Annotated in this window: 22 protein-coding genes and 1 pseudogene; 20 read left to right on the forward strand and 3 right to left on the reverse strand. The window is 55.9% G+C overall.

All coding sequences use genetic code 11. The features are described 5' to 3' along the window. Window positions 1-165 precede the first annotated feature (165 nt). The 6 genes and pseudogenes from K6N12_RS27370 to K6N12_RS27395 form a co-directional block, all read left to right on the forward strand. Window positions 166-1,050: an MBL fold metallo-hydrolase gene (locus K6N12_RS27370; RefSeq protein WP_011053353.1), complete on the forward strand. Its 885-nt coding sequence runs from the start codon at window positions 166-168 to the stop codon at window positions 1,048-1,050. 12 nt (window positions 1,051-1,062) lie between these two features. Beyond that, window positions 1,063-2,190, forward strand: a complete 1,128-nt coding sequence (locus K6N12_RS27375; protein WP_004673287.1) for a zinc-dependent alcohol dehydrogenase family protein — start codon at window positions 1,063-1,065, stop codon at window positions 2,188-2,190. Continuing rightward, the gene (locus K6N12_RS27380) at window positions 2,190-2,984 is read left to right on the forward strand and encodes an N-acyl homoserine lactonase family protein (RefSeq protein WP_018247149.1); all 795 of its coding nucleotides are present in this window, start codon (window positions 2,190-2,192) and stop codon (window positions 2,982-2,984) included. The genes K6N12_RS27375 and K6N12_RS27380 overlap by 1 nt, the downstream gene beginning before the upstream one ends. A gap of 120 nt (window positions 2,985-3,104) precedes the next feature. Next, window positions 3,105-3,794: a GntR family transcriptional regulator gene (locus K6N12_RS27385; protein WP_004673291.1), complete on the forward strand. Its 690-nt coding sequence runs from the start codon at window positions 3,105-3,107 to the stop codon at window positions 3,792-3,794. Between the two features lie 129 nt (window positions 3,795-3,923). Beyond that, window positions 3,924-5,153, forward strand: a complete 1,230-nt coding sequence (locus K6N12_RS27390) for an alpha/beta fold hydrolase (RefSeq protein WP_004673293.1) — start codon at window positions 3,924-3,926, stop codon at window positions 5,151-5,153. A 189-nt stretch (window positions 5,154-5,342) separates the two neighbouring features. Then, window positions 5,343-6,380: pseudogene (locus tag K6N12_RS27395) on the forward strand (IS256 family transposase); the annotation flags it as partial. 489 nt (window positions 6,381-6,869) lie between these two features. Here K6N12_RS27395 and K6N12_RS27400 read toward each other — a convergent pair. Next, window positions 6,870-7,637: an SDR family oxidoreductase gene (locus tag K6N12_RS27400; protein WP_004671535.1), complete on the reverse strand. Its 768-nt coding sequence runs from the start codon at window positions 7,635-7,637 to the stop codon at window positions 6,870-6,872. Between the two features lie 134 nt (window positions 7,638-7,771). On the opposite strand from K6N12_RS27400, the gene K6N12_RS27405 reads away from it, so the two are divergent. The 8 genes from K6N12_RS27405 (at window position 7,772) to K6N12_RS27440 (ending at window position 15,117) form a co-directional block, all read left to right on the forward strand. Beyond that, entirely contained in the window at window positions 7,772-8,281 is a 510-nt protein-coding gene (locus K6N12_RS27405; RefSeq protein ID WP_004671533.1) for a flavin reductase family protein, read from the forward strand. Window positions 8,282-8,353: 72 nt separating this feature from the next. After that, window positions 8,354-8,761 (forward strand): carboxymuconolactone decarboxylase family protein, encoded by a 408-nt coding sequence (locus K6N12_RS27410; RefSeq protein WP_004671531.1) that lies wholly within the window; start codon window positions 8,354-8,356, stop codon window positions 8,759-8,761. Between the two features lie 60 nt (window positions 8,762-8,821). Then, window positions 8,822-9,943, forward strand: a complete 1,122-nt coding sequence (locus tag K6N12_RS27415; protein WP_011053356.1) for an LLM class flavin-dependent oxidoreductase — start codon at window positions 8,822-8,824, stop codon at window positions 9,941-9,943. A 123-nt stretch (window positions 9,944-10,066) separates the two neighbouring features. Beyond that, window positions 10,067-11,236 carry an ABC transporter substrate-binding protein gene (locus tag K6N12_RS27420; RefSeq protein ID WP_004671529.1) on the forward strand — a complete coding sequence of 390 codons (1,170 nt, stop codon included), beginning with the start codon at window positions 10,067-10,069 and terminating at the stop codon, window positions 11,234-11,236. Next, on the forward strand, window positions 11,236-12,531 hold the full coding sequence (locus K6N12_RS27425) for an LL-diaminopimelate aminotransferase (RefSeq protein ID WP_011053357.1): 1,296 nt from the start codon (window positions 11,236-11,238) through the stop codon (window positions 12,529-12,531). The genes K6N12_RS27420 and K6N12_RS27425 overlap by 1 nt, the downstream gene beginning before the upstream one ends. Window positions 12,532-12,542: 11 nt before the next feature. Then, window positions 12,543-12,941: a GFA family protein gene (locus K6N12_RS27430; protein ID WP_010029274.1), complete on the forward strand. Its 399-nt coding sequence runs from the start codon at window positions 12,543-12,545 to the stop codon at window positions 12,939-12,941. Between the two features lie 360 nt (window positions 12,942-13,301). Next, the gene (locus K6N12_RS27435) at window positions 13,302-13,820 is read left to right on the forward strand and encodes an NAD(P)H-dependent oxidoreductase (RefSeq protein ID WP_004671524.1); all 519 of its coding nucleotides are present in this window, start codon (window positions 13,302-13,304) and stop codon (window positions 13,818-13,820) included. Window positions 13,821-13,836: 16 nt separating this feature from the next. Further along, on the forward strand, window positions 13,837-15,117 hold the full coding sequence (locus K6N12_RS27440; protein ID WP_004671523.1) for a bifunctional 3,4-dihydroxy-2-butanone-4-phosphate synthase/GTP cyclohydrolase II: 1,281 nt from the start codon (window positions 13,837-13,839) through the stop codon (window positions 15,115-15,117). A 236-nt stretch (window positions 15,118-15,353) separates the two neighbouring features. On the opposite strand, the gene K6N12_RS27445 is transcribed toward K6N12_RS27440, so the two are convergent. Further along, window positions 15,354-16,460, reverse strand: coding sequence for an NAD(P)-dependent alcohol dehydrogenase (locus K6N12_RS27445; protein ID WP_004671520.1), 1,107 nt, complete (start codon window positions 16,458-16,460; stop codon window positions 15,354-15,356). Between the two features lie 364 nt (window positions 16,461-16,824). Then, the gene (locus K6N12_RS27450; RefSeq protein WP_004671516.1) at window positions 16,825-17,454 is read right to left on the reverse strand and encodes a 2,3-bisphosphoglycerate-dependent phosphoglycerate mutase; all 630 of its coding nucleotides are present in this window, start codon (window positions 17,452-17,454) and stop codon (window positions 16,825-16,827) included. Window positions 17,455-17,709: 255 nt separating this feature from the next. On the opposite strand from K6N12_RS27450, the gene K6N12_RS27455 reads away from it, so the two are divergent. From K6N12_RS27455 to K6N12_RS27480, 6 genes are read left to right on the forward strand one after another with little or no spacing between them, the layout of a single operon-like run. Then, window positions 17,710-18,798 carry a substrate-binding domain-containing protein gene (locus K6N12_RS27455; protein ID WP_004671515.1) on the forward strand — a complete coding sequence of 363 codons (1,089 nt, stop codon included), beginning with the start codon at window positions 17,710-17,712 and terminating at the stop codon, window positions 18,796-18,798. 55 nt (window positions 18,799-18,853) lie between these two features. After that, window positions 18,854-20,383, forward strand: a complete 1,530-nt coding sequence (locus K6N12_RS27460; RefSeq protein WP_004671513.1) for a sugar ABC transporter ATP-binding protein — start codon at window positions 18,854-18,856, stop codon at window positions 20,381-20,383. A 12-nt stretch (window positions 20,384-20,395) separates the two neighbouring features. Beyond that, entirely contained in the window at window positions 20,396-21,337 is a 942-nt protein-coding gene (locus K6N12_RS27465; RefSeq protein ID WP_004671512.1) for an ABC transporter permease, read from the forward strand. Window positions 21,338-21,342: 5 nt separating this feature from the next. Continuing rightward, entirely contained in the window at window positions 21,343-22,341 is a 999-nt protein-coding gene (locus K6N12_RS27470; protein ID WP_026188838.1) for an ABC transporter permease, read from the forward strand. 58 nt (window positions 22,342-22,399) lie between these two features. Beyond that, on the forward strand, window positions 22,400-23,503 hold the full coding sequence (locus K6N12_RS27475) for an NAD(P)-dependent alcohol dehydrogenase (RefSeq protein ID WP_004671507.1): 1,104 nt from the start codon (window positions 22,400-22,402) through the stop codon (window positions 23,501-23,503). Window positions 23,504-23,515: 12 nt separating this feature from the next. Further along, window positions 23,516-23,827, forward strand: coding sequence for a putative quinol monooxygenase (locus tag K6N12_RS27480; protein WP_004671505.1), 312 nt, complete (start codon window positions 23,516-23,518; stop codon window positions 23,825-23,827). Window positions 23,828-23,873 lie beyond the last annotated feature (46 nt).

Here is a 23,873-nt window from a genome sequence, read left to right on the forward strand (position 1 = left end):
TACTGCGCGGCATTCGGTAGGCCGGGGAAAACGCGGTACACCGGCTCCTAAAGCAAGGCAGTCGCTCTCGATATGGCTTTCTTCAAAAATATTTGACAGATTATCATACAATCTGCCAAAAATGTCGCCAAGCACCTGATGGGAGGAAAATCAGTGTCTCTTAGTATGCATCACCTGGCCAAGCTTCCGTATTTTTATCCGTTCGAATTTGGCGATGGAAAAATCACGGTACTGTCCGACGGGCCGTTAGAGCTAGGAGATCCTCGCCTGAACTTCTTGGGGGTAGAGCCACGCACGGTCAGCCTGATGCTAGAGGACAATTTCCTGCCAACGAACAAAGTTGTACTCGAGCAAAACGTGCCGCTTGTTGAGATAAATGGAAGAACAATTCTATTTGATACCGGGATGGGGTCTTCCAAAGCTTTCGGGCCCACCACAGGTCGACTCCTAGCCAGCCTGAGAGAGGCAGGTCGAGATCCGACGGAGATCGATGCGGTGGTTCTGTCGCACGCCCATATCGATCATATCGGCGGTCTGTGCGATGCCAATGGAAGGTTAAATTTCCCGAACGCCGACATCTTCATCAGTGAGCGAGACTTCACGGACTGGACGGACGGGTCGTCGATCGATTCTTCATTTCAATTTCAAATCGATAACGCTCGGCGAAACCTGCTTCCCCACAAGGATCGGACCTTCTTTTTCAAAGACGGCGAGGAGTTCTTGCCGGGCGTTCACGCGATTTCGGCCCCCGGCCACACGCTCGGTCATCATTGTTTTATGCTGCAGTCGGGAAACGATCGCCTCTGTTTTCTCGGCGACCTTACGCACCATCATATCCTGTTGATGGAGAGGCCGATGATGGAATTCCGATACGACACGGACCCGAAGCTGTCAGCTAGATCCCGCACGCGCGTGCTTGATATGCTGGCGACAGATCGCATTGCGGTAATGTCCTATCACTTCGCATGGCCAGGTGCCGGGCATGTGGTGCGAAACGGAGACGGATTCCGCTATATCCCCTCTCCAATGCAGTTGCTTGCACATCGATAAGGAATTTCAAAGATGCAGATGCGTTCGGTAATCCTCAGGGAGTCGGGTCTGCCGAAGCCCTATTCAAATTCGAAACCTCTTAAGATTGAGCTTGTGGAACTGACGCCGCCTGGCCCCATGGAGGTGTTGGTCAAGATCAAGGCTGCCGGTGTCTGCCACTCTGACCTGTCCGCAATCAATGGGGACAGACCGCGTCCGCTTCCAGTCGCTCTAGGCCATGAGGCATCTGGCGTCGTCGCAGCAATCGGACCGAGTGTCGAGAAGGTTGAGGTTGGTGACCATGTAGTCATGTCATTTCTGCCGGTTTGTGGCCATTGCTCATATTGCGCTGAAGGCCGCGCCAGCCTCTGCGAACCGGGCTACCAGGCCAATGCTGCAGGAACGCTTCTATCCGGCGGCAAGCACATCCGTTTGAGAGGATACGAAATTAACCACCATAGCGGCGTTTCTGCGTTTTCCGAATATGCTGTCGTGTCGGCGAGCTCGGTAGTCAAAGTGACCAAAGATATCGATTTGGCGACAGCTGCTCTCTTCGGCTGTGCCGTTATGACCGGCGTTGGAGCTGTGATGAACACGTGTGGGGTCCGCCCAGGCCGTAGTGTGGCGGTAATCGGGCTCGGCGGCGTAGGCCTTTCGGCGATACTTGGCGCTGTTGCGAGCGGTGCAAGCGATATCGTGGCGATCGACCTAATCCAAGCGAAGCTGGATCTTGCCAAGGAGCTGGGAGCGACGAAGACTTTTTTGGCCACCTCGCCGAATATTGTTGCCCAAGTAAAAGGCGCGACAAGCGGCGGGGTAGACTACGCGATAGAGATGGCTGGATCCAAAAAGGCATTCGAGCTTGCATATGAGATTACCCGGCGCGGAGGGATGACCGCTACGGCCGGACTGGCCAGCGCAAATTCCCGTTTCGAGGTTTCGCCCTTGCCGTTGGTCGGAGAGGAGAGAACGATCAAGGGCAGCTATATGGGTTCCTGCGTGCCATCGCGCGACATACCCCGCTATATCGACCTTTACCTCAAAGGTAAGCTGCCAGTGGACAAATTGCTGTCGAGCACTGGCCCCCTTGATGAGATCAATGAGGTTTTCGACCGTCTTGACAGGGCCGAGATCAATCGACACCTAGTCTTGATGGACTGATGGCGGGGAGAATTCTCTTGAACGAGTGGACAGTGCTCGCCATCCATTACGGCACCGCGCAAAGACCAGTAAGTGACCTGATACTAGAGACGAATGACATTCATGATCGTCCATCACAAATCGACTACTTCGTGTGGCTGATCCGTCTCGAGGACCGATTAATTCTTGTTGACACTGGTTTCGAAGCCGGAGAGGGCGCGGCCAGAGGGCGGACCCTCTTGATCCATCCGGTGGCAGCACTGAGCAGCCTTGGCATCAAATCCAGCGAAATTACTGATGTCGTTGTGACACACCTGCACTACGATCACGCCGGAAACCTCCCGGCCTTTCCTAACGCCACTTTTCACATTCAGGATCGGGAGATGGCGTATGGAACGGGGCGGTGTATGTGCCATGAGCGAATGCGTCGGCCTTTTGCTACAGAAGGTGTCGTCGACGCGGTCCGGCTCGTTTTTCAGTCACGGGTACGGTTCCATGATGGGGATGGGGAAATTGTTCCTGGATGCAGGGTGCATCTGGTTGGCGGTCACTCGAAAGGTTTGCAAGTTGTTACGGTGGCAACAGGCGGCGCTTTGCTGGTTATCGCTTCCGACGCGCTTCATTTCCAGCACTATCTTGAAAATGACGGCGCGTTTCCCCTGTTTGCAGATTACCTAGAGGTCATCGAGGGTTACAACAAGCTCCGCGTCCTTGCCGGAGCAAACGGACTCATCATTCCGGGTCATGACCCTGAGGTGCTACAGAAATTTTCTCCCCTTGCGCCAGACCTCCAGTTCGCTAGAGTTCTCCTGTGACCCACAATAAACCGATTGAAATTTTTTGCTGTTTGCAGACAATCGGGTTGTCCTACGAAACGCTCCGGCAGTATATTGATTCTGTGCGTCACTAGAAATTTCATCGAAGGTTTGTTGTGAATGGGAACGATCGACCTCCAGATTAGACGTCAAAACGCCTCTCTTCGAATCCTTGTTGAGGATAAGCTCCGGCAGGCTATTTCAAGTGGCCGTTTCAAGCCCGGGCAGCGGCTGGTGGAGCGCGAGTTGTGCGAACTTATCGGGGTTGGCCGAACTTCAGTTCGCGAGGCGCTACGCCAGTTAGAAGCTGAAGGGCTTATTACTAGCTATCCGCATCGGGGGCCGGTTGTCAGCACTATCAGCTACGAGGAGGCTAGGCAGCTTTATAGTGTACGCGCGCTGCTTGAAAGCTTTGCCGGCCAGGAGTTCGCCGAGAACGGTTCGAATGAAGAGATCGTTGCTCTCCTCGAGACCGTGGAAGCGTTCGAAGCCGCAGCCAAGAGCGGTTCCGGAACGCGGATCATCGAAGCCAAGACCGCTTTTTACGATTGTTTGATGACCGGCAGCAAGAACGTGTTTGTGAAGCAAATGCTCACGTCGTTGCACAACCGGGTCACATTGTTGCGGATGACATCGATGACCCAGCCAGGGCGGCTGCAGAACAGCGTTTTCGAAATAAGAGAGATTGCGGCCGCTATTGCGTTGCGTGATGGCGACAGGGCAGCCGCGCTTTGCAAGCGCCATATCGAAATCGCGGCTAAGGTGGCGTTGGACTACTTGAGCAAGAACCCCGTCGAAACCTCCGAGTAGTTCCACAAAACGAAGTTCAGGCGACGGCTAAGGTTGACAGATTGTCTGAAAATCTGCTTACCTCTCTTATGGGAGGTGAGACACAGGAAGTGCGGCTTCCCAACAACATCATTTTGTTAGGGAGGACGTATGGGCGCCCATGCCGAGCTGATTAAACGCGTAACCCTGGCGATCGAAGATCCGGAGCTACCGCGACTGACCCCAGGTCTTACAACACGGATCTCGTTGCAAGTTGGACCAGAAAAGTCATCACTTGCTGTGGGAGGCGGGATAGTCGCACTGGACGGCGCGGACGAAAATGCTGACGTCATACTGAGTGCCCCAGAAGGAGCTTGGGAAAAGGTTATGCAGGTGCCGCCGCCGGCAACCTACCATTCGTTCACCGCCTTTCAACTCGCTAACCCTGAGTTCACGTTATCTGGTTCGCCCGTAGCAATCGCTCAAGCGCGTCCCGCTCTGGAGCGACTGTTCGAAATCGTCGTAGCGTCTCCGCCCCTAGTTGCGCCGAAGATCGATCGAAATATTGAACAGGTCACCGGACGCTATAAGCGGGTAGAGGTCGGCGGCGTAGAACACGATATCTTTTACGAGGAAGCCGGTGCAGGAACTCCTATCCTTTTCCTCCATACGGCTGGCGCAGACGGCCGTCAGTTTCTACCGCAACTCTCCGACACTGGGTTTGCGCGTACGAACCGATTGATCTCAGTTGATCTGCCGTTTCACGGACGTTCGATGCCTCCTTTAACTTGGGACGGCTCGCCCTATCAACTCACAACGGATCTCTACCTGACCTGGTGCACGGCGATACTCGACCAGCTCGTCGGAGACAGAGCTATCGTCGTTGGAGGATCTATGGGCGCGGCGATGTGCATGGTGCTGGCGGCGGAGCGACCGGAACGTCTAATGGGTGTAATTGCGGTCGAGCCGCCGTTGAAGTCAAAGGGCCGTCGCAACCCCTTTCAACACAACGTCAACGTTCATGGGTCGCTTCATAACTCAGCCTATGTCCGCGGAATCATGAGCCCGCTCAGCCCGCAAGAAGAGCGACGCCGCGCCAGTTGGATCTACTCGCAGGGTGCTCCTGGAGTTTATCCCGGCGATCTTTCGTTCTACAGCGACGAGTTCGACGGTGCCGTCGTCGGTCCGAAGATTGATGCCAAGCGAACACCGACCGTTCTTCTCTCCGGGACCTATGACTACTCTGCGACGCCTGCAGACGGAGCAGCGCTAGCGGCCCTCATTCCTGGCAGCCGTCATGTCGTTATGGAGGGGCTTGGGCACTTTCCGATGTGCGAAAATCCTGACTATTTCCGGAGCTTCTTGCAAGACGCTATTCGGTTCGTCGAAGATAACGGCTGATCACAAAGCAACCGCGTTGGCCATTTACCGATCGTGTCCCAGTACGTGGCGTAGGTGACGGTAGGGAGTAAAGCCGAGCGCCCGCGCGCTTCTCGTTGCGCTGTAGCGGGTGATCGGCTTTGCGGGCGGCCATCAGTGTTTTCCGCTAGGGTCGGGTTGTTCAAGACCAACCTGACGGAAAGATCACCGATGACCAATGACATGATGAACGTGCGTTCGCTTGTTGAGAAGAGTGCCGATGCAGATTTGTTGCGTGAGATGATTGGCTTTGCCGCCGAGCGGCTGATGGAGTTGGAGGTCGGCTCGGCTACGGGTGCTGACTTCGGTGTGAAGAACCCCATGCGGCTCACTCAACGCAATGGCTACCGTGACCGCGATTGGGAGACGCGGGCTGGCACCGTCGAGCTTCGCATTCCGAAGCTGCGCAAAGGCAGCTACTTTCCGAGCTTCCTTGAACCGCGCCGCATGGCAGAGAAAGCTCTGACGGCCGTTATCCAGGAAGCGTATATCCAGGGAATCTCGACTCGTTCTGTCGACGACCTGTGGTGGATGCGACCTATCTCAAGGTCCGGCGTGGCGGCCGCATCGTCTCAGTCGCCGTCATTATCGCGGTCGGCGTCAATAACGACGGTCGGCGCGAGGTCCTGGGTATGGAAGTTGGCACCTCGGAGGCCGAACCGATCTGGACGGAATTCCTGCGCAGGCTAACGCGCCGCGGTCTACGCGGGGTGAAGTTGGTTGTCTCTGATGCGCACGAAGGTCTCAAGGCTGCCGTTTCCAAGGTTCTCAATGCCACTTGGCAAAGGTGCCGGGTTCACTTCATGAGGAACGTGCTCGCGCATGCTGGAAAGAGCGGCAGGCGGGTCGTATCCGCCTTCATCGCGACGGCCTTTGCCCAGGAGACCCCGGAGGCAGCAAGCCGCACAATGGCGCAGTGTCGCCGATCAAATCAGGCCGAAAGTGCCGAAGCTTGCCACCATCATGGACGACGCTGAAGAGGACGTGCTCGCCTACATGACCTTCCCGAAAGAGCACCGGGCAAAGCTGCACTCGACGAATCCAATTGAGCGTCTCAACGGCGAAATCAAGCGACGCACCGAGGTCGTCGGCATCTTTCCGAACGACGAAGCCATCGTCCGTCTCGTCGGCGCACTGCTGCTCGAACAGAATGACGAATGGGCCGTTCAACGCGCCAAGTATATGACGCTTGAGACCATGGCCCAAATGAGATGAGCCCCAAATCAGCCTGCCCCGCTGTGGCACGCTGATATCCCCTTCCGACCCATGTCGGGAAAGCACGGCCATCAGCCGCGACCTACACCACCTCCCGGGACACGATCGTATCACCTTGTATTCCGGACTAAACTTATGCCGACAGCGTTGCGATAGAGGGCATTCGGAACCAGCATGCGGCTATTCCGGAAGGTCGGCACTCGCATGACGTCATCTGACCGACATCGTGGGGTTATTCGACAAAAATTGCGAAATGTCCTTGATCCAGTTTCCGCTGTTAGATCTAGTTGTCGCCGGCAGTCCTTCTCCTTCTCTATCATATTTGCTGGAGCGTGCCGCAAGTCCGACAAGAGCTGCGCCTAGGCCAACAGCTCTGTGCTGTCATTGACGGGTTAGGAACACGTCAATGATCAACGAGGCTGGAGCCTTATACCCGGTGTTCCTGCCTCAAATGTAAGGGCATGACGAGTGCCGCCCTTTCCTTCACTTGACCAGGTGGTTTCCGATCGAGGAGCCGCCATCGACCGTCAGAATGCTACCGGTCGCGAACCTCGAACGATCGGACGCAAGAAAAAGCATTGCTTCAGCAATCTCTTCAGCTGTCCCCATCCGATCCATGACGGCACGGGCGTTGAAATCGCTGCGAAGCTTCGCGGGGTCCTTCGCTTCGGCGAAGATTTTCGTGAAGTAAGGAGAGTCGATTGTCCCTGGAGCGACCGCGTTGACACGAATTCCCTCTTTCGCATGATCCATGGCCATCGCGCGCGTCAGCGAAGATATTGCTCCTTTCGATGCTACGTAGGCAGTCCTGTCCGCGATTGCTGAGGTTGCGGTGTAGGAAGTCGTATTGATGATCGAACCTCCGCCGTTCCGTCGCATAACAGGAATGACGTACTTTGAGCAAAGGAAGATCCCTTTGACGTTTACGGACATAATCCGGTCCCAAGTTTCTTCAGGAATGGTCACCACATTCCCCGTCGTTCCGAACCCGGCATTATTGACGAGCACGTCGACCCGGCCCCACTTTGCGGTCGTCTTCTCAACCATGCTTTCCGCGTCCTTGGCGGACGAGACGTCGACGCGAACACCGAAAGCCTTCGAGCCGATCTCGTTCGCCACACGAACCGCGGCGTCTTCATTGACATCAGCAACAACCACATAGGCGCCGTTCTTTGCGAAAAGCTCGGCTGTCGCACGACCAATGCCGCTGCCGCCCCCTGTGACGATACAAACTCTTTGATTCAAATCCATCGACCATCTCCTCATTTTTGGGTGCCTTAGAAGACATTTTAGCAGACAATCTGTCAATTGTGAAAATCCAGTTGACAGATTGTCTGCTGATCTGTTTATCTAGGCTCGATCGAATTTGGCCGTGGGAGGACAATATGGCCGATACCAGCACTGAGGCGCAGTTGACTTTTAAGGCAGCTATGCGTCGGTTCACATCAACCATCTGCTTGATCACGACCGAACTCAACGGGGTCCGTCATGGCATGGCCGCCACCGCGGTCCAGTCGGTTACCGCGGACCCACCAACTGTTCTTGTCTGCATCAACCAATCGGCTTCGGTGAATCAGCCTTTGAAGATCTCCGGGAAGTTCGCCGTGAACATGCTGCATCTTTCACATGCCGATCTTGTGCCGCTGTTCAGTGGGCAATTGAAGGGTGAAGAGCGCTTTCATTACGGCGAGTGGCTGTCTCTCGACGGCATGCCGGTCCTGTCCGATGCGCAGGCGGCGTTTGTCTGCAAGCTAAAAGATGTCGTTCACGTTGGAACGCATGATGTTGTGCTCGGAGAAGTGCTCGAAGCACGGTTCATCGAGTCAATCGCGCCGCTTCTCTACGAAAACGGTCAACTCGTCAGGTCGTCGTCCATCAGTGGATCGGCCGCATAGTAGGTGGCTTTAACCACCAATCACATCACTCATCGAAAGCCCAAGGGCGGCAAGGAGAAAAGCGTGAGCAATATGGCACCCGCAAGAGAAATTCATGGACGTGAAGTCACAGAGCGCTTTGAGCGCGGACTAAAGACCCGGCGCGAAGTCTTGGGGGGGGGCTATGTTGATGCGTCGGTCAGCAAAGCCACCGACTTCAATTGGCCGATGCAAACCCTCGTCACAGAATACTGCTGGGACGCGATTTGGAATCGGCCGGGCCTGGAGCGCAAGCAGCGCAGCATCCTCAATCTCGGGATGATTTCGGCCCTCAATCGTCCGCATGAGCTGAAACTGCATGTTCGCGGAGCAATCAACAACGGTCTTACCAAAGAGGAAATTCGGGAGGTTTTCCTCCAGGTTTCGATTTACTGCGGTGTTCCTGCGGCCATCGACAGCTTCCGCGTGGCAGCGGAAGTTTTCGACGAGATGGGCATCTAGTTATTCAACGCATTTGAGTGGGCTGAGCATCATCCGTTGCCAGCCCGAGGAGGGACTACAGTGACCGCACAAGACGATTTCCGCGCTGCCGGAAACCCAATGTTCAATGATAACAAGCTCAAGCTCGGCGTATTTGGCACGAATTGCTCGAATGCATGCGCGATTACGCTCGCTGAGACAACGTTCGAACCTACCTTCGACCACAACGTCGAGATTGCAAAGAAGCTTGAGGCAGCCGGTTGGGAATGCATGGTGCCGATTGCACGCTGGCGTGGTTTTGGCGGTCCTTCAAACTTCAATGGCGTGAACATGGATACGTTCACCTGGGCGGCCGCTCTCGCGGCGGTCACCACGAAGCTCCAGTTCTTCTCAACGACTCACATTCCGACGCTAAACCCGATTGTTGCAACCAAGATGGCGACAACAATCGATCACATCTCGAAGGGTCGATACGGCCTCAATCTCGTTACCGGCTGGTTCACTCCCGAAATGGAAATGTTCGGAGTTCCTATGATGGAGCACGACACCCGCTATGAATACGCCACTGAATGGATGGATATCGTCGAGACGCTCTGGAAACGCAATGGCGTTACCTTCGAAGGCGAGTTCCTCAAAGTCAAAGACGCCTTCAGTGAACCCAAACCCTACAACAAGGCGGGTCGCCCGCTCCTGATCTGCGCCGGCGCCTCGGGCAAGGGACTGCATTTCACCGCCAAGTTCTGCGACTTCAACTTCGGCTTCATGCAAGACATGGAATCCGGCGCTGCCTGGGTCAAAAAGGTGAAGGACCTGGCGCGTACTGAATATAACCGTGATCTTGGCACATTCACAGCTTGCCCCGTTATCGTTCGCGAAACGGAGAAGGAAGCAAAGGAATACTACGACTACTACGTCAACCAGAAGGGTGACTGGGAGGCATGCGAGAACATCTGTGAAGTTCTGCAGGTGCAATCTCAAAACCATTCTGCCGAAATGTATCAAAAATTCAAGGAACGCTTCGTCGCTGGCTGGGGTGGATACCCGATCGTCGGCAATCCAGAACAAGTCGCCGACAAGCTCGTGGATCTCAGCAATACAGGCGTCAACGGCGCCTTGCTGACAATGGTCGATTACAACGAGGAACTTCCCTTCTTTAACGACCGTGTCATGCCGCTGCTCAAGCAAGCCGGTCTGCGCAACTGAACCAGTCCTCGGGACGGCGATTGCCGTCCCGACACGAACTCTGCCAGATTCTGGCAGGATTTTCGCGGCTGGCGGCCAAAGGGGCCGGCGGTTGAGCGGAACCACAAGGGGAGGAGGCCCTGAATGCTGAAGAAAATCGTTGCAGCGCTTTTTACGCTGTCGAGCCTTTATCACATGAACGGCGTGGCGAAGGCTGACGGCCTCGATTCGTTGCCGCCGGACCAAAAGGCGCTTTACGAGAATATCGATCCCGCCATTCCGCTCGGGGGGACGGTGTACAAAGATTTTGTTCCAAAACGTCCACCGCCGTGGAAAATTGGTTATGCATCCACATATGCCGGTAATACCTGGCGCGCGAACATCCTGGACGAATTCACCAACGTATTGCTTCCGAGATATAAGGAAGCAGGCCTAGTCTCCGATCTAATCGTCACGCAGTCTGACCTCAAAGACGCTGTCCAAATCCAGCAGATGCGGCAGATGGTTGACGACGGTGTTGATGCGATCGTCATTTGCTGCTCGAACATTACCGCACTTAACAAGACCATAGAGTATGCTCATTCGAAAGGCGTGCCAGTCTTCTCAGTCTCGGGCTATGTCACATCACCCTACGCAATCAATGCCACAGAGAATAACACCGACGGTGGCTACAAGGCTGCTGAATGGCTTGCCAAGGAAATCGGTGAAAAAGGCAACGTCCTGATGGTATCGGGCATCCCCGGTTTCGCATCATCGGACAGCTTCGACATCGGCGCGAAGAACGCGTTCGATAAATTCCCCGGTATCAAAATTGTAGGCACGATAGCTGGCAAATGGACCGACCAGGTCGCCCAGGTTGAGGTTCAGAAGTTTCTTGCCACCAATCTTGCTGAGGTTAATGGCATTCTCGTTCAGTCCGCTTCAGAAAACGGTGTCGTGAACGCAGTACAGCAATCCGGCCGCGACATGATGCCTATCGTGCTCGGGGGTGAGGCTTCGGCAGCCTGCTACTGGCGTAAGAACCCTGATTTCATAAGCAAGAGCTTCCATTTCTGGCCGCCGCGGTCTGATGCCCGCCTTGTGTGGGACGTCATGATGCGAACGCTCGAAGGCCAGGGACCAAAGATCCAGTCGATTCTTCGTCCTGCGCTTCCTTACACCATTGATGACGTGAAGGAAGTGCTGAAGGAAGATTGCGATCCCAATTCCACGGATTGGATCGAGCCGAAGAACAACGGCTGGTGGCCTGCAGACGTCGCTGCAAACTACTTCGAACGTCCTGAAGATCCGTTAGCTTGGCGGCCGAAGAAGTAATGAATGTTCTCCGGAAGGAGACCTCCCAGCCTCCCGCGTCGGTTTCTATAATCGGCGCGGGAGGTATCTGCGATTTGATTGGAAATAGTGTGCTGGACTTTCACAGAATTCAACGTTTGCCGCCTTATGTTTTCGAACAGGTCAACCGTTTGAAAGCAAGCGCGCGAGCGGGCGGCGCCGATATCATTGATCTCGGCATGGGAAACCCCGACCTTCCCACTCCTCAGTCGATCGTCGACAAGCTGTGCGAGGTCGTGCAGGATCCGCGCACCCACCGCTATTCCTCCTCCAAGGGCATTCCGGGGCTGCGCCGTGCCCAGGCCGCCTATTATGCCCGCCGTTTCGGTGTCAAGCTCAACCCGGATACCCAGGTGGTCGCCACCTTGGGCTCCAAGGAAGGCTTCGCCAACATGGCGCAGGCGATCACCGCGCCCGGCGACGTGATCCTCTGCCCGAACCCGACCTATCCGATCCACGCCTTCGGTTTCCTGATGGCGGGCGGCGTGATCCGCTCGATGTCGGTTGAGCCGGATGAGAGCTTTTTCCCGCCGCTGGAGCGGGCGGTCCGGCATTCGATCCCGAAGCCGTTGGCGCTGATCCTCAACTATCCGTCGAACCCGACGGCCCTCGTCGCGACGCTCGATTTCTATAAGGACGTCGTCGCCTTCGCCAAGAAGCATGACATCATCGTGCTTTCCGACCTTGCCTATTCCGAGATCTACTTCGACGGCGCTCCGCCGCCATCGGTTCTCGAAGTGCCGGGTGCAATGGATGTGACCGTCGAATTCACCTCGATGTCGAAGACCTTTTCCATGCCCGGCTGGCGCATGGGCTTTGCCGTCGGCAACGAGCGGCTGATCGCGGCGCTCACCCGCGTCAAGTCCTATCTCGACTACGGCGCCTTCACGCCGATCCAGGTGGCCGCGACCCATGCGCTGAACGGCGACGGTTCCGACATTGCGGAGGTTCGCAACGTCTACAAGCGTCGCCGCGACGTCATGGTCGAAAGCTTCGGGAAGGCCGGCTTCGACGTGCCGCCGCCGGCTGCCACCATGTTCGCCTGGGCAAAGATCCCGGAAAAGTTCCGTCATCTCGGTTCGCTGGAGTTTTCCAAGCTGCTGGTCGAGAAGGCCGACGTCGCCGTTGCACCGGGTATCGGCTTCGGCGAAATGGGCGACGACTACGTCCGTCTGGCGCTCGTCGAGAACGAACACCGCATCCGCCAGGCTGCGCGCAACATCAAACGCTGGCTTAGCGGCGACGAGAAATTTGAAATCAACGTAATGAATCAGTGAAAGGATACCCGATGCCAATCTTCGGATCATGCCAATGCAAAGCGGTAACGTACCAGGTTCAGGAAATTGATGGACCCATGTGGAATTGCTTCTGTCAAACATGCCGGAAGTCACACGCCGCTGATCACAATACCGCTGCGAAGGTGAAAAGCGAGCACTTCAAGATCCTTACAGGCCAAGATACGCTTCATAGCTTCGAATCGACGCCTGGAAAGCTGCGGTGGTTTTGTTCGGTATGTGGCTCGCACGTTTATGCGGAGCGGCCGGCCAGCCCGGAGCTCAAAGTCGTTAGAGCCGGCACGTTCGATACCGATCCTGGAAGTGTGCCGATGTCAAACGTATGGGTATCGCATGCGGAACCTTGGCTCGCCCATGATCCATCGAAGGCAAGCTCACCAGAGTTCCCGTAAGTGACCGGGATACTACCTGTCGTAACTGAGGTGGAGCCACGGCGACCGTATATCAAGCGGCAACGCCTCATTCCGTGTCCAGGAGGTTCTAACGCAAACGTGCTGGGTCGGTAAAAGCGGCAGGGATTGCAGACAGTAGGTGCGCTTGCACGGCGAGCCCACCCATTGAGAGAATAAAGTCGTACGAGACAGAAGACTTCTGCGAAGCAATCCAGCCTTCGAGGTTGGGAAATTACGGGTTGTGAGGGCTCAGGACACCGCAGGACTATTTTTGCCCCCACGGGTCCTCAACGACCTCCATTGCGGTGTGAGTGAAAATTGTAAGATTGTCTTATGCGAGAATGTTGGGAGTCCTGTGACATGAAAGTTGTTGTAATAACGGGGAATTTATCGCGCCCCTCGAAAACCCGGGCCGTAGCAGACTTCATGGTGGATCGGGTGCGCGCGTCCGGCAACGAAGCAAGCTGCTGGGACCTTGTCGACCTTCATCCGCACCTTGGGGCAACAGTGTTGCCCTCCAGCGCCGCTGAGATTGTTAAAGCGGCACTCAACGATATTTTGGCTAGTGACGTGCTAGTTGTTGGTAGTCCGGTCTACAAAGCATCTTACACTGGGTTGCTGAAGCATTTATTCGACCTTGTCGACATGAAAGCGCTTAAGGGCCGCTATGTGATCCCTTTTGCAACCGGTAAAGCATCGAGTCACAAGCCGCTCGTCGAAGCCTCGATGGAAGCCTTATTCGACTTTTTCGAAGCGCAAATACATAGCCGTTTCATTTTCGCTCTCGATGAAGATTTTCAGAACGATGCTCTTTCTGAGAACCTGCGCGCGCTTGTCGACAGAGAGCTCGATGCCGCGCGTCGCGCCGTCAGCCCATAATAAGGAGGAGGATTCCATGTCTTTTTCGAGCATAGATGAGGCGATCGAGGCGATCGAAGCGGGCGAGATGGTTATCGTGGTCGACGACGAAAACCGGGAGAATGAAGGCGACCTAGTCGTTGCTGCCGAAAAAATAACAGCTGAGCACATCGCTTTCATGATGAAATATGCGAGAGGCCTTATCTGCGTGCCACTTCCAGCCGAACGTCTCGACAAACTCGAGATCCCCCTGATGGTCACACGTAATTCGGACTCACTGCAGACGGCATTTACCGTTTCCGTCGATTGCAAACACGGCACAACGACAGGGATTTCAGCCGAAGATCGAGCAGCAACCGTCAAGTCGCTCATCGATCCGCAGACGCGGCCGGAAGACCTATCGCGACCGGGTCACATTTTTCCTTTGCGTGCAAATCGTCTCGGTGTCCTGGGCCGTCCTGGCCACACCGAAGCTGCCGTGGATCTTGCACGACTTGCCGGCCTGGCGCCGGCTGGCGTAATCTGCGAGATCGCCAATGACGACGGAACCATGTCTCGACTGCCAGATCTCGAGAAGTTCGCAATCGAACATGGCCTGCACATAGTAACGATCGACGCTTTGATTGAGTACTGCAGGAGTCGTGATACGAGGGTAAAGCGTTACGCGCAGTCCTTTATGCCAACGCGGTTTGGGGATTTCAAGGCAATTGCTTATCGCGATAGTTTGACGGGAACGGAACACTTAGCTTTGACACTTGGCGAGTTGTGCGAGAAGGAAGACGTTCTGGTACGGGTGCATTCTGAATGTCTGACAGGTGAGGCGTTCCGGTCCATGCGATGCGACTGCGGTCAACAGCTCGAAATGGCTCTTCGGGCGGTCCAGTTAGCGGGCGCTGGTTGCGTGATCTACATGCGTGGGCAAGAGGGGCGTGGCATTGGCTTAGGAAACAAAATTGCGGCTTACAGCCTGCAGGATCATGGTCGTGATACTCTTGAGGCAAATCGGGAACTCGGCTTCGCATCTGATTCCCGCGAATATAACGCAGCGGCGGATATCATCCGCGACCTCGGTATCGGCAGCGTTCGGCTTCTGACCAACAATCCTACAAAAATAGAGGCGCTGCGAACGTCAGGCGTCATCGTGTCGTCTCGCCAGAGTCTGATCGCCGCATCTAGCGCGTCCAACATCACTTATTTTAAGACAAAGCGCGATCGGTTTGGCCACCTGTTGGACCAGGACACGTCAGCTGAACACGTCGGCCGGAGCAACGTCTTTTCAGTGTTTGGCGCGCAGGTGTTCTCTGGACCCCTGGGTTAACGGAGCCGCCCTCGCCACTTACCTGCCGGTGATTGTAGGGGGCCGCCTTTGACCGGCAGAGTCCTAGAGCTTTTGCGTGGGCCCTGCCAGCACATCATTCGTGCAGGCCTATCGGAGTGATGTGGCCCGCGATTGCATCGAAAGCAGCGTTCGACCATATCTCGTCTTGAGCACGGCTGTTCCGACGGATCGCATTTAATCGCGGTCCGTCTTGTCTTTCGAAAAGTCTCGCAAAACTAATGCTTCATGCGAAGGATCGGCTTAATGACTTTGCCGCTCTCGGAATCAGCCATCGCCTCGTTGATCTGGTCGAGGTCATAGAACTGAACCAGTTTGTCGAACGGGAAAAGTCCCTGCTGCCAATACTCGATCAACTGCGGGACGAACTCGGACGGAACGCTTTGTCCTTCGACAACGCCGATCAATGTGCGGCCGAAAAGGAAGTTCCCGATATCGATCGTGCCTTCAGTGCCGAGAGCGGACGAGCCAACGAGACCGCATGTTCCCGGCGTACCAAGGCAGTCGACTGCCTGACGGAAAACTCGCGGCGAACTCGTGCATTCCAAGCTGAAATCAACGCCTGCGGGGACGATCTTCCTGATCGCGGCAACGCTGTCCAATTTGCGGGCATTTATCGTGTGCGTCGCCCCGAGTTCGCGCGAAAGTTCCAGCCGTTCATCGTTCAAGTCGATCACGATGATGGTCGCGCATCCGGCGATTTTCGCGGCCATCGTAGCCGCCATGCCAACCGCACCAGCACCGAACACTGCTATTGACGAGCCGGGCTTCGGCTTGAGGCAATTCAGTACCGCGCCAGCACCGGTCTGAAGCCCGCACCCGAGCGGTCCGATCAACTCGAGTGGAACATCCTTTGCAACCTTCACGGCGTTTCGTTCGCTGGCGATGGCGTAGGTTGCAAATGACGACTGCTCGAAGAAGCAGCCACTAATCTGTTTCCCGTGAGAATCATGGATCGGGCAGGTGCCATCCGGACGAGTGCCGCGGAAATTGCGACCGAAGAAGTCCTCGCAGTAGAAAGGTGTACCGGAAAGGCACTTTTCGCACTTGCCGCAATAGGCGTAGCTCAAAGCAACGTGATCACCGGGCACAAGATCTTTAACTGCGCTCCCGACGGCCTCGACGACGCCAGAGCCTTCGTGTCCCAACACAACAGGTTGAGGTACGTCATATCCCTGGTCCCTGACCACCAGGTCGGTATGACATACCCCCGATGCGACGATGCGGACCAAAATCTCGTCTGCACGAGGTTCCTCAATCCCTATGCACTCCAAGATCAAGGGCTTCGCCTTTTCGCGCGAGACCGCCGCATATGCCTGCTTCATGTAACTGTTCCTCCAAGGCTCACAACGCAATTCGCGCGAACGTACTCATCGTCAGACAATCAGTCAATAATTACTCTATTAAATTAGATCAGTTCAACCGGAGCAGGGCTGCATTTTTGCAAAGTCACGAGTGAACGCTGATTTGAAGTGATCAAAGGGTTCCGATGCATGTTCGAAAGGGAGCATGCGTCTTGTCCCGCTTTGGGCTGAAAGATCGGCAGACGAAAATTTAGTAGCAACGTGTGAGGCGAGCCGGATGGCGTCGCTTGCCGACGTCGAGCCGGTTCTGAAGGCTATCGACAGCTTCGAGACACCGGTATTGCCAAGTTCAACCGACTACAAACGATGCTACTGCCAGCCAGGCTTAACAGACAGTACCAACCAGGACGTTAGTCTTCTCGATGATCGAGAGGTCCGACGCAATCCGGTATACAGTTGGCGCGGCGGTCGGTGACTCAATAGCGAGCGTATCCTGGATCGTGAGGCGTTCGATGCCCTGCTTTAGTGACCTGATCGTATTCCCGTGGGCCACCACAAGAACCGATTTCCCTCTCAACAAGGGGGGGAACGCTTCGCTTATCAAAAAGGGCAGAACCCTCGCGCTTATGTCCCGTATGCTTTCTCCCCCAGGTGGTGGAGTGCTGTACGAGCGGCGCCAAACCTGGACAACATCCTGGCCCCACCGCTCACGTGCCACGTTCTTGTTGATGCCGGTGAGCTGTCCGTAGTCGCGTTCGTTCAACTCGGTTCTCCTGATTGGCTCCAGCAGATCGCCGTTGGTTTCGTTCAAAATCGCTCTGCAAGTGTCGACTGTGCGCAAGAGGGCAGAGCTAAACGCAATATCGAACGAGATGCCGAGGTTCGCGAGCAGTGAGCCGGCTCGCCTGCTCTCAGACCAGCCCTCCTGTGTGAGCGGCACGTCGCTCGTACCCGTGAACTCCCCGCGCGCGTTCCCTTCGCTTTGGCCATGCCGGACAATCACCAGAGTGGACATTCATAACCCTCCCATCGATTTAGCGAACACGAATATTGTCGCACTATCGGACAATCCGTCAAGTGCGACTATGTGCAAGTGAAAACAAAACGATGTCGAAAAAACAAACGTCGAAGTTTATATTTATTGACAGATTGTCTGATAGCTCATACCAATGCACTCCGCCGTATTGAGGAGAGTCCGGCACGGCTTGGGAAGGCAAGGCTCTCGCCTTAACAGACAATGCCGCCCAGAGCGGCCGGAGGAGGAATTTTCATGAAGAGACGTACATTTCTACAAGCGAGCGGGGCAATTGCTGTAGCCGGCACGTTCGGAATGCCGGGGATTCTTCGCGCCGACGACGCGATCAGTCTCCTACCTGACACTTGGCCCTCCGAAGGCGCCAACCCAATTGTCGACGCGGGTAAGTTCAAGAAGTCAGGCCCGTGGAAGATCGGACACAGCCACTACGGCCTCGCTGGTTCAACGCATACCTACCAGACGGCGTTTGAAGCCGAATATGAAATAAAAAAGAACAAGGATCGGATCGCTGATTACCAGTTCCGGAGCGCTGATCTCAATGCCTCCAAACAAGTTGCCGATATCGAGGATCTGATCGCCCAGAAGGTCGATGCGATCATCATCGCACCGCTAACCACCGGTTCCGCCGTCGAGGGCATCAAGAAGGCAAAGGCTGCTGGCATTCCAACCGTAGTCTATCTCGGACGCGTCGACACCGAGGAGTTTACGGTTCAGGTCCAGGGCGACGACTTCTATTTCGGGCGCGTGATGGCTCAGTTCCTCGTCGACAAGCTTGGCAACAAGGGCAAGGTATGGGTTCTGCGTGGCGTCGCCGGGCATCCCATCGATGCAGATCGTTATGCAGGCGCCATGGAAGTCTTCAGCAAGTCTGGACTTCAGATCACGTCGACCCAGCACGGAAGCTGGTCTTATGAGGACTCAAAGAAGATCGCCGAAAGCTTGTATCTCTCCGACCCAGATGTCGCGGGCATCTGGACCGATGGAGCCAACATGTCTCTTGGCGTTTTGGATGCCTTGCAGGAGGCTGGCGCCTCAACGATCCCGCCAATCACGGGCGAAGCACTTAACGGCTGGATGCGTCGTTGGAATGACGAAAAACTTTCCTCGATCGGTCCGATTTGCCCACCCGCTCTGTCTACTGCCGCGCTACGGGCCGCCTTCGCCTTGCTGGATGGGAAGCCGATTCAGCGTAACTGGACGAACCGCCCCAAGCCGATCACCGACGAGACGCTCTCCCAGTTCTATCGCGCAGATCTCACTGATGCGTACTGGGCGCCGACCGAAATGCCGAACGAAAAGCTCCTTGATTATTTCAAGGCTTGATGAACTACGGGCACGATCACTCGTGCCCGTATCCCTGTCGAAGATGGAAATTCCCATGAGCACGCTTGTCGAGATGGTCGGCATCAACAAATCGTTTGGTTTCACGAAAGTCCTTTCGGACGTTCGCTTTTCCCTGGAACGTGGCTCCGTGCACGCTCTGATGGGGGAAAACGGCGCGGGGAAGTCCACCCTGATGCGTATTCTGGCGGGGGTATATCAGCCGGGCGCAGGAAGTGTTCGGCTCCGCGGGGAGGAAGTCAATTTCCGTTCCCCTAAGGAGGCACGGTTGGCGGGAGTGTCGACGGTGTTTCAGGAGTTTACCCTGATCCCCAATCTCACCGTTGCTGAGAACATGTTCCTGGGCCACGAACCTCGTCGCATTGACGGTTCGATCGATAGCGTCGAGGTAGTGAAACGCGCTCGCGCTTTGCTGGCTGACGTATTTCCACAGCTCGACGCAACCGCGATCGTCGAGACACTGACTGTCGCGCAGCAGCAGGCAGTAGAGATCGCGAAGGGACTTACGTCGAACGCGGACGTATTCATCTTCGACGAGCCAACGGCGGCGTTGAACTCGACCGATGTCGCGCATCTTTTCAAGGTTATCCGCGACCTTAAGGCTCAACATAAGGCTGTCGTCTACATCTCTCATCGCATGAATGAAGTCTTCGAACTATGCGACACCATCACCGTCATGAAAGATGGCGCTTGGGTAAGGACTGCAAGAGCGCAGGACTTCAACTTGCAAACGCTGGTAGCGACAATGGTTGGTCGCGAACTTCAGAACTTCTTTCCGCCGCGCTCGCAGGCCACCGGAGCGGCAATGCTGGAGGTTTCGGACTTGCGCCTCGACGACAGCAGCTCGACAGTCACTTTCGTTGTCAGAAAAGGTGAAATCATCGGGCTGGCAGGGCTCGAAGGACAGGGCCAGCGAGAGATAATGCGTGCCATTGTGGGCGTTGAATCGCCAAAGGCCATCGCCGTGTGGCGTGCCGGCCCCGACAACAGCATGCACGTGGTGAATGTAGGGTCAGGGTTCGCTCGCGCGGTCGCATCAGGAATCGGTTTTATCCCTGAGGACAGGAAGCAGGAAGGGCTGTTCCTGCGCCTGCCTATCTACGACAACATCGCGCTGGGAAAACAGCTCAATCGGAATATGGCAAGCGTTGCGTGGCGATCGGTGTCGAGGGTCCGCGAGGTGATCAAGTCGTTACGAGTTGCGGCCGCCGATCCCAATGCGCCCGTAGGTAAACTCTCGGGCGGGAATCAGCAGAAGGTGCTGCTGGGCCGCTGGTTGCTCTCCGGAGTGGACATCCTCGTTATTGAGGAGCCCACGCGCGGCGTCGACGTCGGTGCAAAGGCAGAGATTTACAGATTGCTGCGGGACTTCAGTGATCGTGGCGGTGCGGTCGTGGTTTCGTCGCGCGAGCACGCTGAGCTTATAGGGCTCTGCGACAGCATTTTGGTCGTTCATGACAGGAAGATCGTCGGGCAGATGTCCGCAGAGGGGGCGACCGAGGAAAGAATCCTCGAGACTGCGCTGGGGGCGAGTGCGTCACCGGATCCCCGTGCTGCGGTGCATTGAGGAGGATAACTTATGAATTCATTTGCCAGTCGCCTGAAGCTCCCTTATCGCGCGGGAGCGATCGGGCTTTCCATTGGAACGCTCCTGGTGATGGTTGTCGCCTCGGTAATATTATTGCCGGACTTCATGGATCCGGAGAATTTGTCTAATCTCCTGGCGCAATCGACGGTGCTCGTCATCTCGGCTCTCGGTCAGACGTTCGTCATTCTCACTGGCGGCCTCGACGTGTCGGTTGGGTCCGTCATCAGTCTAACGACGACGATCATGACGCTTGATCTTCCTGAGATAACCCGCGTGCTTATCTGCATCGCGGTGGCGATGGGGTTCGGAGTAGCGAACGGTTACGGTGTCGCGCGCCTCAATGTACATCCAATCATCATGACGCTGACAACAATGGGCATCGGCCAAGGTATCGCGTTGATCATTTTGCCAATCCCAGGCGGGCGCGTGCCGGAGTGGCTTTCCGGCTCGGTAGCCGGATCCATCGGCCCCGTACCTAACTCATTGTTTTGGTTGATCACGGCATCGCTCTTCGCATCCTGGATTCTCTATCGTCGTCCCTTCGGCCTCTACCTCTTCGCTTCCGGCGGCAATGACTTCAACGCACGGATGAACGGTGTTCCCGTCGAGCGCACCATCATCAAAGCGTATGTTCTTTCTGCTCTATTCGCATGCGCTGCGGGGATGTTTCTTGCAGGTCGCCTTGCATCGGGTGATCCTAAGGGCGGCGCTTCATTCGGGATTGAGTCTGTAACGGCTGCAGCATTGGGTGGGGTCCACCTCGCCGGGGGCATCGGAAGCATTGTGGGAACCGTCGTTGGCGCGGCGATCCTCGGGACAGTGAATAATGTGATGAATCTGGCCAACGTCTCTGCATTTCTTCAGTCGGTCGTCAAGGGTGTGTTGCTTCTCGTACTCGTCGTTTCGCAGCGACGCAAAACAATCGGACTTTGAAAGAAATGGACTTCTCGATGACCACATCAGACTCGAAAACTGAAGCACCATCTCGCTCATTGAGGGGTAAGAGCGCCATTTCGTGGATACTCGGGCTACCGCCCGCATACTATGTGCTCGCAATCCTGGTTGCGGTTGCTCCAGCAGTGAGCGCCACGCTCATAAATCCCAACTACTGGTTTGTAATCCTCAAGCAGTCAGCGCCGCTCGGGATCGCGGTGCTCGCCCAGTCGCTTGTCATGCGGGTGCGATCCATCGATCTCTCTGTCAGCGGTATTTTCGCGTTCGCGATTTATCTGGCCAGCTCGGGCCAGCTCAACAACTATCCACCGCTAATGACCGTCCTCATGCCTGTTGTGATTGGGCTAGCTGTGGGGGGTGTAAACGGAATACTCGTAGCATACGTGCGCGCTTCTGCCGTTATCTCCACACTAAGTGTTTCGGCCATTCTGATTGGGATCGTCCAATACATGAGCGCCGGCCGCGCGCCCGGTTCAACGCCAAGCTGGCTTCGAATACTTACGAGCGGCAATATCCACGGCCTTTCCTATTCCGTGGTCCTGTGGATCGTCATCGCCGCCCTGATTTCTATCGCATTTCGCTTTCTCATCGTCGGGCGTTACTTCAGGGCCGTCGGCGACAATCCGAGGGCGGCGGAAACTACAGGAATTCCGTTGGCACGTACGATTTTTGTCTCGCACACGCTCGCGGGCGCCCTGACAGGCATCGCGGCCCTGGTCCAGGTATCCGCGTTGGCGGTCGGCACCATCAAGCCAGGCTTCGACACCTTCATGAATGCTCTCGCCGCCACGATCCTCGGCGGTGTGACGTTCGGCGTCGACCGGGGCGGCGTCGCCGGGCCGTTCGTTGCCGTCGTTGCCTTCAGCTTCCTGTTCGCGATGCTGACCGTCTTCGGCATCCAGGAGCCGGGCAAGCTTATCGTCCAGGGCGTGATCATTGCATTTGCCGCAATCATCTACGGTGCGCGCGCGGGTCGCGTCTAGTCCGTCGGGCCGATCAAGTCATTCCCGTAGCAATTGCGGGAGAACGCAGGAGAATATAATGGTGAAAATCACTGCGGCTGTCGCCGTGAAGCCAAAGAGCCCGCTGGAATTCCGTGAACTCGAACTGGCTGACCCCGAAGGCAACGAGATCCTGGTTCGCACGGTTGCGAGCGGGATCTGCCACACGGACTTGCTGCTTCGCGACGGTATTTTTGGCCCGCCGGCACCGGTGATCCCGGGGCACGAAGGCGTCGGCGTCGTCGAGGCGGTCGGACCAGAAGTTCAGAGCCTCAAAGTGGGTGATCACGTCGCACTGAGCCAGAGCTCATGCGGATTCTGCGCCGACTGCCGCCGTTCTCACCCAATGAACTGCCAAAACTATACCCAGTACAATCTTACGGGGCTTCGTCCGAATGGTAAGAAGGCATTGCTCTGCGATGAAGTTGGCATTGGCAGCAATTTCGTGGGCCAGTCGTCCTTTGCGACGCATATCCTTGCGACTGAAAACAATGCAGCGCTTTTGCCGAAAACAGACCTCGACCTTACCGACGCTGCGCCACTCGGGTGCGGCATGGCAACGGGTGCAGGAACAGTGATAAACGCGATGAAGCCGGAAATAGGGTCGACGATAGCCGTTTTCGGCGCAGGTGCTGTCGGCATGGCCGCCGTGATGGCCGCCAAAGTTCGTCGGTGCAGCAAGATTATCATCATAGATCTGAATCAGCAGAGGCTAGACATGGCCATGGGGCTTGGTGCCACACATGCGATCAACGGCAAAGATCCCGACGTAGTCAACCAGATCCATGCGCTGACGGGCGGCGGTGCCGACTTCGCGATCGACGCAGTTGGCATCATTCCGGTTATTCTGAACTCGATCAAGTGCACCCGTGCCGGCGGGCACGTTGTCTTGCTCGGCCTCGACGCGCTCGGGAACGACATTCCCATCCCCCTCGATCTAATGGTGTTCAATCGCAAGATCCAGGGTGCGATCCTTGGTGATCAGATTCCACAGCTGTTCATTCCGCAGATGATGGATCTTAATCAGGCTGGGCTTTTCCCCTTCCAAAAATTGATCACCAAGTATCCCTTCGAGAAGATCAACGAAGCGATCGCGGACGCCGAAGCCGGGCGAGTGATCAAGCCGGTCGTCGTTTTCAATTAGGAGCCAGCGCAAATGACATCGAAGAAGTCAGAGGAACAGCACCTTGTCGTTGAATTCAAAACCACGTCCCAAAATCGAAATCGCGTAAAAGAACTCCTTCAGGAATTCATTGGACCCGCCCGCGAAGAGTCTGGTTGTCTCTACTACGACCTCTACCAGCGGTCGGACGATCCGAACACTTTCATCATCTTAGACGGCTGGCAGAATGAGGCGGCTGTCGTTGGCCATGGCGAACATCCTAATGTCAAGCGGGTGCTGGAGCCTCTTCTTCCACTGTTGGTGAGTCCACCGTCGATTAATGTAAATACCCGTATCAGCGACTGATCGGGCGCAATGGCCATTTCTACGAGGCGCGCGCCCCGAGCGCGCA

This window comes from Rhizobium redzepovicii (assembly GCF_019793435.1).
GTDB classification, from domain to species: Bacteria; Pseudomonadota; Alphaproteobacteria; order Rhizobiales; family Rhizobiaceae; genus Rhizobium; species Rhizobium redzepovicii.

Coding starts and splice junctions, on each gene's coding strand:
- K6N12_RS27370 (WP_011053353.1), top strand. CDS start 166: ATGCATCACCTGGCCAAGCTTCCGTATTTTTATCCGTTCGAATTTGGC.
- K6N12_RS27445 (WP_004671520.1), bottom strand. CDS start 16,460: ATGAAGCAGGCATATGCGGCGGTCTCGCGCGAAAAGGCGAAGCCCTTG.
- K6N12_RS27435 (WP_004671524.1), top strand. CDS start 13,302: ATGAAAGTTGTTGTAATAACGGGGAATTTATCGCGCCCCTCGAAAACC.
- K6N12_RS27450 (WP_004671516.1), bottom strand. CDS start 17,454: ATGTCCACTCTGGTGATTGTCCGGCATGGCCAAAGCGAAGGGAACGCG.
- K6N12_RS27460 (WP_004671513.1), top strand. CDS start 18,854: ATGAGCACGCTTGTCGAGATGGTCGGCATCAACAAATCGTTTGGTTTC.
- K6N12_RS27400 (WP_004671535.1), bottom strand. CDS start 7,637: ATGGATTTGAATCAAAGAGTTTGTATCGTCACAGGGGGCGGCAGCGGC.
- K6N12_RS27375 (WP_004673287.1), top strand. CDS start 1,063: ATGCAGATGCGTTCGGTAATCCTCAGGGAGTCGGGTCTGCCGAAGCCC.
- K6N12_RS27465 (WP_004671512.1), top strand. CDS start 20,396: ATGAATTCATTTGCCAGTCGCCTGAAGCTCCCTTATCGCGCGGGAGCG.
- K6N12_RS27385 (WP_004673291.1), top strand. CDS start 3,105: ATGGGAACGATCGACCTCCAGATTAGACGTCAAAACGCCTCTCTTCGA.
- K6N12_RS27410 (WP_004671531.1), top strand. CDS start 8,354: ATGGCACCCGCAAGAGAAATTCATGGACGTGAAGTCACAGAGCGCTTT.
- K6N12_RS27405 (WP_004671533.1), top strand. CDS start 7,772: ATGGCCGATACCAGCACTGAGGCGCAGTTGACTTTTAAGGCAGCTATG.
- K6N12_RS27440 (WP_004671523.1), top strand. CDS start 13,837: ATGTCTTTTTCGAGCATAGATGAGGCGATCGAGGCGATCGAAGCGGGC.
- K6N12_RS27420 (WP_004671529.1), top strand. CDS start 10,067: ATGCTGAAGAAAATCGTTGCAGCGCTTTTTACGCTGTCGAGCCTTTAT.
- K6N12_RS27470 (WP_026188838.1), top strand. CDS start 21,343: ATGGACTTCTCGATGACCACATCAGACTCGAAAACTGAAGCACCATCT.
- K6N12_RS27425 (WP_011053357.1), top strand. CDS start 11,236: ATGAATGTTCTCCGGAAGGAGACCTCCCAGCCTCCCGCGTCGGTTTCT.
- K6N12_RS27390 (WP_004673293.1), top strand. CDS start 3,924: ATGGGCGCCCATGCCGAGCTGATTAAACGCGTAACCCTGGCGATCGAA.
- K6N12_RS27455 (WP_004671515.1), top strand. CDS start 17,710: ATGAAGAGACGTACATTTCTACAAGCGAGCGGGGCAATTGCTGTAGCC.
- K6N12_RS27475 (WP_004671507.1), top strand. CDS start 22,400: ATGGTGAAAATCACTGCGGCTGTCGCCGTGAAGCCAAAGAGCCCGCTG.
- K6N12_RS27480 (WP_004671505.1), top strand. CDS start 23,516: ATGACATCGAAGAAGTCAGAGGAACAGCACCTTGTCGTTGAATTCAAA.
- K6N12_RS27430 (WP_010029274.1), top strand. CDS start 12,543: ATGCCAATCTTCGGATCATGCCAATGCAAAGCGGTAACGTACCAGGTT.
- K6N12_RS27380 (WP_018247149.1), top strand. CDS start 2,190: ATGGCGGGGAGAATTCTCTTGAACGAGTGGACAGTGCTCGCCATCCAT.